Below are 12,153 nucleotides of genomic sequence, written 5' to 3'. Positions count from 1 at the left end.
TCTCGGATCCGCGCTTCGTTCGTCATCGCCACGCGCCGGGCAGAGCCCGGCGCCGCGGGCCATGCATCTGTGCCTAATCTGTGTTGAATCTGTGGCCTGCATGGAATGACGACAGCCCATCCCCGTTTATAATATCGGCATGGGTAAATTCTACGACTCCGTCCCGGTCTCGGCCATCGTCCGCATCCGCGACATGATGTACACCGTCAAGGATCCGTTCCGGCTCGATCAAGGCGACGTGTCGTTCGACGCGCCCGAGACGTTCAAGGCGGCGGTGGCCCAGGCCATGAAGGACAACCGCACGCACTACCTGCCCACCTCCGGCATTCCGCAACTGCGCAAGGCCGTGGCCGAGAAGATGCGGAAGAAGAACGGCATTCCCGTTGGATCAGACGATGAGGTGCTGATCAGCAACGGCGGCACGCACGGGTTGTACGCGGTGATCCACGCACTGCTCGAGCCTGGCGACGAGATGATCGTGCCCGGTCCCGAGTGGCCGCCGACCATGGCGATTTGCCAGGCGGCGCACGGCGTGCCGGTGCAGGTGCCGCTGCGCGAGGAACTTGGCTGGCGCTGGAACATCGACGAGGTCGAAAAGGCCATCACGCCGAAGACGCGGGTGCTCTACCTGAACTCGCCGAACAACCCGACCGGCGGCATCCTGACCCGCGCCGATATCGAGCGGCTGGCCGCCATCGCCGTGGAACGCAACCTGTGGGTGATCTCGGACGAGGCCTATGAGGACCTGCTGTTCACGGGCGAGCACGTCAGCATCGCGTCGTTGCCGGGCATGTACGAGCGCACCATCCCGGTCTACACCATGAGCAAGTCGTACGCGATCACCGGCGTGCGCGTCGGCTATTTCGCCATCCGTGACAAGGCCCTGCTGGCCCGCGCCCTCAAGATCATCCTGTACACAACCAGCAACGTCTCGTCGATCGCGCAGTACGGCGCGGTCGGCGCGCTCGAAGGCTCGCAGGACTGCATTGCGGAGTTCCGCACCGAGCTGAAGGCCCGTCGCGACCTGTTCTACCAGGGCCTCGAGGCCGCGGCGCCTGGCGTGTTCTCGGGCACGCCGCCCGATGGCGCGTTCTACGCCTTTGTGAAGATCAACGCCGACTGGGCCAGGGACGCGGGCATTGGCGGCGAGTCGCTGTCGTGGGCGATGGCCGAGCACCTGATCAAACACGGCCGCATTGGCTGCGTGCCCGGCGTCGACTTCAGCGCCGACTGCGAGGGCTACATGCGGTTCTGCACCGGCCGCAGCCGCGAGGAGCTCACAGGGGCGCTGGCGTCGATGAAGGAAACATTTTCGCGCGTCGGGTCCCGCTGAAGTAACCGTTCAAGCCCTGGAAGGGTCCTTCCAGGGCGTAGATCATACCCGCCATGCTGAAGCGCCAATCCATCGGCGCGGTCAGGGCCAGCATCACCGACGTCAGTCCCAACGAAACGCTCAACGCGTGCGCGCGCATGCCGGTGAGGGTGTCGAACACGATCTCCGGCGGCAACTCCAGGGTCGCCCGCTGGCGGTAGGCGTTCCAGTGCAGCAGGAAGAACACCAGGAACACCGCGATCACGCCCGAGCTGTACGCCACCATCAGGAACCGGTTGTCGTATTCGCTCAGGTTCGCAAAGCCGCTTTCGCCAATCCCGGTAAACAGCGGCACCAGGTTGTTCGCCATCACCTTCAACGGATACACGAAGAACAACACCACGAACAGCAGGATGCTGTTGAGCACGACCGTCAGGCGGTCTTCGAGGCCGTAGGTGCGGAAGAACGAATAGTGCAGGTACCAAATCCAGGAGATCAGCGTAAAGGTCAGCGCGAATGGCAGGAAGCCGCGCAGCGTGAGCTTGAGCGCCTCGAAGTCGGGCGGCACCTCGATCGATGCAACCAGCAGCGTCAGCGCAAAGCCGAAGACGGCGTCGCTGAACCCTTCAATGCGTGAAACGTCTCGGCGGTTCAGGCGAATCACAGGCCGAACTGCCTGAAGTGATGATCGGTGTGCCGCGCGATCAGGACGCCGTAGGCGCGGTGCGTAAGGCGGCCGAACGCCGGATGATCTTGCAGCTTTGTGTCGGTGGTGACGGCGGCCAGGCGCGTCAGCAGCGCCGCATACACGATCTGCTCGTCGGCCAGGCTGGCATCCGCGCAGCGGGCGATCAGCTCGGGCGCGGTGGGCGCCCCCTTGGGGAACGGCATGGCGTAGATGACGAACTGCTTGAGGGGCGGATAGCGTAGCGGCAGGTTCTTCCGCTTCACATACAGATCACCGACCGCCATGCGGTAGCTGTCGTTGACGTGGGCGAGCATCCCGCTCGCGTTCAGCTTGCCCCACGCCGGCCGGGCGTCGGCGGTAAGCCGCGCGACGCGCGCCGCGAGCGAATCTCGAAACGATGGATCCCAAGCCGTGGCCATGTTCCTCCCTAGTCCGGCTAAAGCCGGACGCTACATGATGTGGCTCCCGACCCGACTCCCGACTCCCGACTCCCGACTCCCGGCAGGTTCACCTAAGGTGTCTCCCGCCGTCGACACGAATGGTCTCGCCGGTGACGAACTCGGACTGCACGAGAAACATCACCGCCTTGGCAATTTCCTCTTCGCCGCCCCAGCGGCCGAGCGGAGTGTTCTGCTCAACCAACTCGCTCTCTTTCGCGCTCATGTCGGGCGGGGCCAGAATCGGCCCGGGGGCAATCGCGTTCACCAGGATCTGATCGCCGGCCAGTTCGAGGGCCAGCGCCTCGGTCAGCGCCTTCACACCAGCCTTGGCGACATAGTAGGGCAAGAAGCCCGCATAGCGTGGCCGCCCGCTGGCCGCGACCCAGTCGGACAGGTTGATGATGCGGCCGCCGCCGACGCGCTTCATCACGAGCGCCGCCGCCCGCGAAAACAGGAACGTCGCGCGCAGGTCCACCGCCATCTGGCGATCCCAATCGGCCGCGGTCAGCTGGTCGAACGGTTTCGAGTTATACACCGACGCCATGTTGATCAGGATGTCGAGGCGGCCAAGCTGGGCGACCGTGGCCTCCACCGCCTGCGCGCAGTCCTGCTCGCTCGAGACATCGGCTTGTAACGTGATGGCGCGACTTGCTTTCCGAAGCCCCGGCGAAGGTTGGCCGAGTGCCCGGACCGCAGCAGCCGTGTCCTCGGCCTCCGCGCCCGAGCGGTGGTAGACCAGCGCCACATCCGCCCCCGCCGCCGCGAGGCGCGTCGCCACCGCCGCGCCCATGCGCTTACCGCCGGTGATCAATGCAACTTTGCCGGTTGGATCCATCGAGCGAATATGTCACAGGTCGCACCCTAGGCACCCTATTCAAGATACTTAACGAGAAACACTTCGTTGCCGAACTCGTTGAAGTGCACTTCGTCCACCAGCTTCGACGTCAGCAGCAGCCCAAACCCGCCGGGTCGTTGCCCCTTGGCTTCGCGCTCGGCCATGTGGCCGATCGGGTCGGCCTCAGTCGCGACGCTGGCCGTGGCCTTGGGGTTGAAGCCGGGCCCGGGGTCCTTGAAGTAATACACGATCGTGCGCTTGGTGCGAACCGCGGCGACCTCGACCACCTTGTCGGGGTCGAATCCGGCGCCGTGCTCCATGGCGTTCAGCAGCACCTCGCGAAACGCCGTCATCAGCGCAAACCGATCGTCGGCCGACACCTCGGGGACGAGCTCGGTCATGAAACGCGTCAGCCGATCGGCCGTGGTACGCCGGGAGACCACCCGCAGGGCAATCCAGTCGGGTAGCGCCGACAGCACCTGGATGCCGTTGGTCCAATGGTCGGCATTGAGCGCGTTGGTGATGGCGTCGCTCAGTTCGACCGGCGTCACCGGCATCGTAAAGCAGGCGTAGACGTCGCTGCGCAGCGCATCGATGACCTCGGCGGGGGTGAGCTCCGGGACGATCATGATCGGGCGGATCCCGGGTTGCTGTTCCCGCGCCTCGCGGACCAGCGGCATGTCCTGCTCGGCGGACGTCAGGGGGTGCGTAATGACGACGTCAAAGGCGCGGGTCCTGAGCCGGCGGAGCGCGTCGGTCTCGCTGTAGGCCTCGTGAATCTCGCAATCGGGCCAGTCGCCGGGAGTAACGCCGAGCGCTTTCCACGGCAGGGGGCCCACCGTCAGCAGGTGCCTCATCGTTCGCACACAATATGATCGATTGGCTGCTTACCGTACGCGTTGCGTAACCGCTTTCGCGCCGCGTAACCATTCCAGCCTGGTTGTCTTCCGTAAGCCACTCTTTCGCAACTACTTAGCTGCTGGCCTGCATTCTGCTTCCAGTTTCTCTGGAGGCGCCTTTCCTTGTCCGCCGTAGCGTCGGCGCGAAGGTGGAAGGGTTGCCTCGCGGCGCGCCAAAAATTATTCCGGGCGACAAAGGAGCGATTGAGATGCAACGTGTATGGACTCTGGCAATGGCGGGCGTGTTCGCGCTGCTGGTTTCGAGCCAGGCGCAGGCCCAGCAAATGAACTTCACCGCAAACCTGTCGGGTGGCAGCGAAGTGCCCGGTGTGGTGACCGGCGCGGCAGGAACGGCCACGATCGCGTTGAACCAGGCCACCGGCGTCGTGACCTACCGCGTGGATGTCTACAACATGCCGGTGGGCACCACGGCTGCGCACTTCCACGTCGGCGCGGCCGGCGTGTCGGGCCCGGTCGTGGTGAACATCACGGTGTCGGCCGGCATTTCAAACGACTACGGCCTCACCGGCACGGCGTCGGCGACCGACCTCGTGCCCCGCGCCGCCCAGGGCATCAACTCGTGGGAGGACTTCCTGCAGGCCCTGCAGCTCGGCAACATCTACCTGAACGTGCACAGCACGAACAACGCCGGCGGCGAGATCAGGGGACAAGTCGTTCGCGTGCCTTAGCGCTCACCGGACCTCACGGGAAGGCACTTCTTGACGGGGTCGCACGCCTTGACGGGACGGAGCTGCTTGACGGGACTGTCCCGACAAGTCGTGCCGCCCCGTCAGAGAGTGTCGCCCCGTCGGGCATTGCCCTCCCGTCGGTAACTATTTAGGCTGCCATCCCCAGAAGCGAAGAATCGTGTAGACCGCCTTGAAGGCGTCCTTCAGCCCGATCTTCTTGCCCTCTTCGTAGGTCCGGCCGTTGTACGAGATGGGTACCTCGTAAATGCGCGCGCGCATGGCCGACATCTTCTGGGTAATTTCGGGCTCGATGCCAAAATCCTTCGACTGCAGGTCGAGCCGGTCGGCGTACGACTTCAGCATCACCTTGTAGCAGGTCTCCATGTCGGTGAGGTTCAAGTCACTGAACATGTTGGAGAGCGTCGTCAGCATCTTGTTGCCGACCGAGTGCCAGAAATAGAGCACGCGGTGGCCGCGCGCGTGGCCGAGGAACCGCGACCCGTACACGACGTCAGCCTGGCCGTCGAGAATCGGCCGGATCAGCACGGGATATTCGTTCGGGTCGTATTCGAGGTCGGCGTCCTGGATGATCACCATGTCGCCGGTCGCCTCGCGGATGCCGCGCCACACCGCCGCGCCCTTGCCCTGGTTGTGCGGCTGGAACAACACGCGCACCCCGGCCTGGCCGTCCAGTTTCTTCAGGATGTCGCGCGTCCCGTCCTTCGACCCATCGTCCACGATCACGAGCTCCTTCTCGACGGGACCGAGGTCCACGGCGAGCACGCGCGCGACGATGGTGCGGATGGTGGCCTGCTCGTTGTAGGCCGGCATGACGACGCTGAGTTTCATGAGGCGTTAAAAGCTTAACTCATGAAACCTGCCGGGAGGGAAATGCTTGTCGGGAGGGGGATGCCTGTCGGGAGGGTGTTGCCTGTCGGGAGGCACTTCCCATCAAGACCAGCGGTCCCGACAAGTAGTGCCCCCCGTCAAGCAGTGTCTTCCCGTCCGGGTTCTGGTGTCGTCCCGGCTCGTCCTCGCTCGGGTAACTAGGCGAGGACCTTGATCACGACGCGGCGGTTCTGGGCGCGGCCGTCGCGGGTGTTGTTCGGCGCCACCGGCTTCTCTTCGCCGTAGCTGATCACGTTGATCTTGTGCAGCGGCACCTGGTGCTTCTCGTAGAGATAGCGCTTCACGGCTTCGGCGCGCATCAGGCCGAGCTGTTCGTTGTACTTCGCGTCGCCGACGTTGTCGGTGTGGCCTTCGATTTCCACCCACACGGCCTTCTTGTCGGCCTTGAGGTTGTTCACCATCGCGTCGAGCGCCACGGCGGCGTCTTCCGGCAGGTCAGCCTTGCCCAGCCGGAACTTGCCCTGGTCTTCGCTGAGCACGGTTTCGAAGATCAGCTTGCGCGTCTCGGCTTCGATGCCGGCGGCGCGGCGTTCGGCGGTCGTGCCGACTTCCGCGGCCTTGTTGGCCGCGTCGGCGGCGGCGGCGTTGGCCTTGGCGGCCGCTTCGTTGGCGGCCACGGCCTTGCCGTCCACTTCAACGATCTTGCCTTCGGCCGTGCGCACGCGCTCCTGGGTCTCTTCGAGCGACGTGCCCATGGTGGCCACCTTGTCGTTCACTTCACCGACCGAGGTGCGGACGAAGCCCTTGGTCGCGCACGCCGGCGCAACGCCAAGGATGGTAATGATGCCGACGACGAACAGGGACTTACGCATATGCATCTCCTCTAAAGAGTTCCGACGGTTCAACTTAACGACTGCCCGGCCCGGCGACGTAGCCGCCGCGGGTCCGCACGACCAAATCCTTCTGCGACATCCGAATCTCGAGCGGGTGCCACCCCGGAGCCGCGCCAGGCTCGAACGCAATCAAATACAGGTGGCGCAGTTCATCGATGACCGAGCGCGCGGCCTTGTAGGCCGACGCCGAGGTGCTGCTGTAGTGCAGCGCACCGCCGGTCCAGCGCGCGAGGTCCTCAATTGTGCCAACCGACGCAGGGGCCTGCCGCTGTGAGCCTGGGGTGGCGCGATCGGAGCCCGGATCGTCGATTGGCAAGACCACGGCGATGATGTAGACGGGCACGTCGATGGCCGCTGCTGTTGCCGACACCTGCGCCGGCGTCAGCTGGCTCGACGTATCGATGCCGTCGGTCAACACCACCACTGCGCGGCGGGACATCGGGCGAGTCGCCACCCGTTCGGCCGCCGCCGAAATCGCGTCATGTAACGAGGTGGCCCCGAATGGATCGACCTCCCCCAGCGCACCCTTGAGGGCACGCGTATCGACCGTAAACGGGGCCACCTCGCGTAGCCGGCTGTCAAACGCGAACAGCCCGGCTTCGTCGCGGCCTTCATCGAGCGAATTCAGCAGATGAAAGGCCGCAAATCTCGCAGCGGTCGAGCGGCCGGCAATATCCATGCTGCCGCTCACGTCGAAGAGAATCGCCAGGCTCAAGGGCGCACGCTCGGAGCGGAACTCGCTGATCGCGCGGCGCTCGCCACGGTCGATCACTTCGAAGTCCTGCTTGGTGAGATTGGTCACCAGTCGTCCTTTGCTGTTGCGCACCGTCGCGCTTACCGTGACAAGGTCCACACCTGAGCGAAACGTCGCCTGCGACCGAGGAGCCTCCTGCGCCCAGCCGACAACCGGATGGGTCATCAGCGCGAGGGCCAGGAGGAACCGCCGCATGTCAGACCTATCTCCAAGTTTGGTGCCAAACAGGTAAATCATTTGGATGCAGCAGTTTGCCTGACACAGATGAGTTTGGCGAGGCTGTGGATGGGTGTAAACGTGTAGCTTTTACACTACAGAAATAAGGTGCCTAGGGTGCCTAGGGTGCCTAAGGTGCCTAAGGTGCCTAGGGTGCCTAGGCCCTTGATAAGATCGGGCGGTCATGTCAGTAGCTACCGAGGCCATCAGGACCGCAAAGCGCGTCGATCGTTTTACCTACGCCATTCGCAACATCGTGGTCGAGGCGAAGAAGGTCGAGCAAACCGGCATGACGGTCCGGTACCTGAACATTGGTGATCCGAACCAGTTTGGTTTTCTCACGCCGCCGCATTTGATCGAGGCCGTCGCCAAGGCCATGCGCGACGGGCACAACGGCTACACGCCGTCGCCCGGCATTGCTTCGGCGCGTGAAGCCGCGGCCGCCGACTTCGTCGCGCGCGGCGTCAACGTCGATGCCGATCGCGTGCTGATCACGTCGGGCACGTCCGAAGGCATTGAGCTGGCACTGACCGGCATCGTGGACGAAGGCGAAGAGGTGCTGGTGCCGTCGCCGACCTATCCGCTCTACACCGCGGTGCTCGCGAAGATTGGCGCGCAGCCGGTGTACTACCGCACCGACCACACGCGCGACTGGCAGCCGGATCTCGATCACATTCGCAGCCTGATCAACCCGAAGACGCGCGCGCTCGTCGTGATCGATCCCAACAACCCGACCGGGGCGATTTATCCCGAAGCCATGCGCCGCGCGCTGATCGATCTGTCCGAAGAGCACGGCCTGGTCATTCTCGCCGACGAGGTGTACGGCGACCTCGCCTATGCGGGTCCGGTGCCGGCCATGGCGGCGCTCGACAACGACGCGGCGATCATTTCCTATTCGAGCCTGTCGAAGGCGTACCTGGCGCCCGGCTGGCGCGCCGGCTGGATGGCCGTGGGTTCATCGCCGCGTCTCGACCCGGCGCTCGCCGCCATCAAGAAGCTCGCCGACGGACGGCTGTGCAGTCCCGGCCCCATGCAGTTTGCCGTCACCGCCGCGCTCACTGGCGATCGCTCCCACCAGGTCTCGTTCCGCCAGCAGTTGCGCGAGCGTGCCGAACTGACGACGGCGCGCATGAACGCCATTCCCGGCCTGTCGTGCGTGGCGCCGCGCGGCGCGTTCTACGCCATGCCGAAGGTCGATCTGCCGCCGGGCAAGACCGACGTCGACTTCGTGCTCGGGCTGCTTCGCGCCAAGGGCATCCTGTGCGTATACGGTTCGGGCTTCGGCACGGCCCCGGAAGACGGCTTCTTCCGCATCGTGTTCCTGGCGCCGCCGGCCGAGCTCAGCGCCATCTATGACGAGGTCGCGGCGTTCACGAAGGAGTTGCTTGGCCACTGACCCGCGCGCCGTGGTCCGCTACGCCGTGCTCTGCACGGTGGTCGCGATCCTGTTGATGTGGGCCCTGTACCTGGTGCGCTCGCAGATCCTCTTGATCTACGTCAGCGCGCTCTTTGCCATCGGGCTCGCGCCGCTCGTTCGCATGATCGAACGACGGCGGCTGACCCCGATCGGCAAGCGACGCCTGCCGCGCGGCGCCGCCATCCTGTTGATCTACGCCACCGTGCTGGGCCTGCTGGCCGGGTTGGCGGCAGTGGTCGTGCGACCCCTGATGGCTCAGGGGCGGCAACTGTGGACCGACCTGCCGACGCGCCTCGACTGGCTGCAGCAGAAACTGGTGGGCTGGGGCGTCATGCCCGAGGGCACGTCGTTCGCCGAGGTGCTGAAGCAGGCCCCGGTCTCGGGCAGCACCGACGTCGTGACCACCGTGCTGCTGACCATCTGGGGCTTCATCGGCGGCGTGTTCGGACTGGTCACTATCCTGCTGCTGACCTTCTACTTGCTGGTGGATTCCGAGCGTTTGTTCAACCTGTTGGTTCGCTTGTTCCCGCAATCGCAGCGCGAGCGGGTCTCGAAGGTCGGGGCGGAGGTGTCGGTCAAGGTCAGCGCGTGGCTGGGCGGCCAGATCCTTCTTGGTTTCATTGTCGGCATCACGTCGGCCGTTGGCCTGGCGCTGCTCGGGGTGCCCTACTTCTTCGTGCTGGCGCTGATCGCAGGCGTCGGCGAGATGATTCCCATGGTCGGCCCGCTGCTGGCCGCCGTGCCTACCATCGCCGTCGCCTTTACGGTGTCGCCCTCCCTGGGGCTGGCGACGGCGGCGTTCTGCTGGGCCATCCAGATTGTCGAGAACAACTTCCTGGTGCCGAAGGTGATGAGTCAGCAGGTCGGCTTGAGTGCCATCACCGTGATCGTGGCGCTCATCATCGGCAGTTCACTGCTCGGCCTGGCCGGCGCGCTGCTCGCGGTGCCGACGGCCGCCATTCTCCAGGTGTTGTTCGAAGAGCTGGTGCTGGCTGACGAAGACGAAAAAGAACCGGGTTGAATTTTCAGTGGGCTCCGTGAAAATTCAACCCGGTTCCCTGGTTTTCCTCGCATACACACTTTTCTCCATCCTTCTCACCTGGCCGCTGGCCGCAGGCCTCGGCAGCGACGTGCCCGGCGACCTCGGCGACTCGCTCCTCAACATGTGGATCCTGGCGTGGGGCGCGGAGCACCTGCCGCAGCTCGTGACCGGCGCCATGAGCTGGTCGCAGTTCTGGGACGCGAACATCTTTCATCCGGCGCCGCTTTCGCTGGCGCTGTCAGAGCACCTTTTGGGGCAGGTGCTGCAGATCCTGCCGATCTACTGGCTCACCGGCAACATCATCCTTTGCTACAACCTGCTGTTCCTCGCCACGTTCGTGCTCTCGGCGTTCGGCGCGTACTCGCTCGTGTACGACCTCACCGGCGATCGCCGCGCCGCCTTCATCGCGGGATTGGTCTACGGCTTTCTTCCGTATCGCATTGCCTCGGTGCCGCACCTGCAGGTGCTCAGCTCGCAGTGGATGCCCTTCGCACTGTGGGGACTGAATCGCTTCGTCACGACGAACTCATACAAGGCGCTCGCCGGCGGCACGGCGGCCCTGGTGATGCAGAACTGGTCGTGCGGCTACTACCTGCTCTACTTCGCGCCGTTCGCGCCCTTGTTTGTTGTGCATCGGATGTGGGCGCTCGGTACGCTTCGCTCTGTTCGGACCTGGATTGGCTTGGTCGCCGCTGCCACTGGCACCTTGATCCTGACGGTTCCGTTCCTGCTGCCCTACCTGGAGGCGCAGCGCGTCTTTGGCTTCGCGCGGCCATTCGGGGAAGTGGTGGGGTTCTCGGCCAACGTCTGGTCGTATGCGACGGCGTCTGAGAACCTGCGGTTCTTTGGGCAGGTGCTCCGCTTTTACCCGCGCCCGGAAGGTGAGACGTTCCTTGGGATCGTGCCGTGGCTTCTGGCGCTCGTCGCCCTGATCGCCCTAATGGTCCGGCTAAAGCCGGACCCTACATCTAAGAGTGTGGCGTCCGGCTTTAGCCGGACCTTGGCCGTGACCCCGGCGCAGCGGTTGTGGCGCCGCGTTCTGATCGTGCTTCTCGCCGTCGTCGTGTTCACCCAGTTGGTCGCCGTCGTCAGCGCCGTGGTCTTTGGCGGGTTCGACATCAATGTGTTGGGCGTCGCCATTCGCGCGCGCTCGCCGGGCCGCTTGCTTTGGCAGCTGGCGGTCGCGGTGGGCTTGCTCTTGCTGGCGTCGCCCCACGCACGCGCGGCGACGGCTCGAGCCGTGCGATCGCCCGTCGCGTTTGCTGCCGTCGCGGCCCTGCTCGCCATGTGGCTGTCGCTTGGTCCGGCGCCGAGCGCCGGCGACGCTCGCGTCTCCGGGTTCGGCATCTACTCGGCGCTTTACCACTACGTGCCGGGCTTCGACGGCGTCCGCGTGCCCGCGCGCTACGCGATGATCGCGGGGTTGTTCCTGGCGGTGCTGGCTGGGTACGGCGTGGCGGTGTTGGTCCGCCTGAAGCCGGACGCCACATCGGCACCAACTGTGGCGTCCGGCTTTCCTGTCCGCCGTAGCCTTGGCGAAGGTGGAAGCCGGACCGTTGCGACGGCCATCATTGCAGCTTTGGTTCTGGTCGAAGGCGCGGCGATCCCCATGGAGATGAATCGCGCCTGGGCGCAGAACGAAGCCATGCCGCCGGCACGTGTATATCCGGCGTCGGAAGTTCCGCCCGTCTATGCGCGGGTCGCTGCCCTTCCGGCCGGGTCGGTCATCACCGAGTTCCCGTTCGGCGACGCCGCGTGGGAGATCCGCTACGTCTTTTACGCCGCCAGCCACTGGCAGCCAATCACCAACGGCTACAGCGGCAGCTTTCCACCGGACTACAGCGCCCGCGTGGCGCGCTTGAGGGACGTCACCGTGAATCCCGAGCTGGCGTGGCAGTCGTTAGTGGATTCCAGGAGCACCCATGTCGTGGTGCATCCGAAGGCTTTTGCAGCGCCGGATAGCGCCGGCCTCGTCCGCGCGTGGCTGGTGGCCCACAACGCGCAAGTGCTCGAGCAGTTCCCAGACGGCGATACACTGTTTGCGTTACCGGTAAACCCCTGAACCCCTGATCCCTGATCCCTGATCCCTGATCCCTGATCCCTGATCCCTGATCCCTGA

The 12,153-nt window shown here is 64.8% G+C and carries 12 protein-coding genes; 5 read left to right on the top strand and 7 right to left on the bottom strand.

The genetic code is table 11. The annotated features are described in order from the left end of the window. Nucleotides 1-139: 139 nt before the first annotated feature. On the top strand, nt 140-1,333 hold the full coding sequence (locus tag Q8T13_08290; GenBank protein ID MDP3717744.1) for a pyridoxal phosphate-dependent aminotransferase: 1,194 nt from the start codon (nt 140-142) through the stop codon (nt 1,331-1,333). Here the strand turns inward: Q8T13_08290 and Q8T13_08285 are convergent. From Q8T13_08285 to Q8T13_08270, 4 genes are all read right to left on the bottom strand, one after another. Beyond that, complete coding sequence (locus Q8T13_08285) at nt 1,278-1,976, bottom strand: TMEM175 family protein (protein ID MDP3717743.1); 699 nt, start codon at nt 1,974-1,976, stop codon at nt 1,278-1,280. The genes Q8T13_08290 and Q8T13_08285 overlap by 56 nt on opposite strands. Then, the gene (locus tag Q8T13_08280; GenBank protein ID MDP3717742.1) at nt 1,973-2,419 is read right to left on the bottom strand and encodes a DUF1569 domain-containing protein; all 447 of its coding nucleotides are present in this window, start codon (nt 2,417-2,419) and stop codon (nt 1,973-1,975) included. Before Q8T13_08280 ends, Q8T13_08285 begins: the two co-directional genes overlap by 4 nt. Nucleotides 2,420-2,507: 88 nt before the next feature. Beyond that, nucleotides 2,508-3,275: an SDR family NAD(P)-dependent oxidoreductase gene (locus tag Q8T13_08275; protein MDP3717741.1), complete on the bottom strand. Its 768-nt coding sequence runs from the start codon at nt 3,273-3,275 to the stop codon at nt 2,508-2,510. A 35-nt stretch (nt 3,276-3,310) separates the two neighbouring features. Next, nucleotides 3,311-4,132 carry an ATP-binding protein gene (locus Q8T13_08270; GenBank protein ID MDP3717740.1) on the bottom strand — a complete coding sequence of 274 codons (822 nt, stop codon included), beginning with the start codon at nt 4,130-4,132 and terminating at the stop codon, nt 3,311-3,313. Between the two features lie 275 nt (nt 4,133-4,407). Here Q8T13_08270 and Q8T13_08265 point away from each other — a divergent pair, with 275 nt between their 5' ends. Beyond that, nucleotides 4,408-4,863 carry a CHRD domain-containing protein gene (locus tag Q8T13_08265; GenBank protein MDP3717739.1) on the top strand — a complete coding sequence of 152 codons (456 nt, stop codon included), beginning with the start codon at nt 4,408-4,410 and terminating at the stop codon, nt 4,861-4,863. A 144-nt stretch (nt 4,864-5,007) separates the two neighbouring features. Here the strand turns inward: Q8T13_08265 and Q8T13_08260 are convergent, their stop codons facing one another. The 3 genes from Q8T13_08260 to Q8T13_08250 form a co-directional block, all read right to left on the bottom strand. Next, on the bottom strand, nt 5,008-5,712 hold the full coding sequence (locus Q8T13_08260; protein MDP3717738.1) for a glycosyltransferase family 2 protein: 705 nt from the start codon (nt 5,710-5,712) through the stop codon (nt 5,008-5,010). A 197-nt stretch (nt 5,713-5,909) separates the two neighbouring features. Then, nucleotides 5,910-6,584, bottom strand: coding sequence for an OmpA family protein (locus Q8T13_08255; GenBank protein ID MDP3717737.1), 675 nt, complete (start codon nt 6,582-6,584; stop codon nt 5,910-5,912). Nucleotides 6,585-6,618: 34 nt separating this feature from the next. Further along, complete coding sequence (locus tag Q8T13_08250) at nt 6,619-7,554, bottom strand: VWA domain-containing protein (GenBank protein ID MDP3717736.1); 936 nt, start codon at nt 7,552-7,554, stop codon at nt 6,619-6,621. Nucleotides 7,555-7,759: 205 nt separating this feature from the next. On the opposite strand from Q8T13_08250, the gene Q8T13_08245 reads away from it, so the two are divergent. From Q8T13_08245 to Q8T13_08235, 3 genes are read left to right on the top strand one after another with little or no spacing between them, the layout of a single operon-like run. Next, on the top strand, nt 7,760-8,971 hold the full coding sequence (locus tag Q8T13_08245) for an aminotransferase class I/II-fold pyridoxal phosphate-dependent enzyme (GenBank protein MDP3717735.1): 1,212 nt from the start codon (nt 7,760-7,762) through the stop codon (nt 8,969-8,971). Beyond that, entirely contained in the window at nt 8,961-10,013 is a 1,053-nt protein-coding gene (locus Q8T13_08240) for an AI-2E family transporter (GenBank protein MDP3717734.1), read from the top strand. Before Q8T13_08245 ends, Q8T13_08240 begins: the two co-directional genes overlap by 11 nt. A 16-nt stretch (nt 10,014-10,029) precedes the next feature. Beyond that, nucleotides 10,030-12,096 (top strand): hypothetical protein, encoded by a 2,067-nt coding sequence (locus Q8T13_08235; GenBank protein MDP3717733.1) that lies wholly within the window; start codon nt 10,030-10,032, stop codon nt 12,094-12,096. Nucleotides 12,097-12,153 lie beyond the last annotated feature (57 nt).

The organism is Acidobacteriota bacterium, assembly GCA_030697165.1.
Lineage (GTDB): Bacteria > Acidobacteriota > Vicinamibacteria > Vicinamibacterales > UBA2999 > 12-FULL-67-14b.
This window is presented reverse-complemented; position numbering and strand designations above follow the sequence as displayed.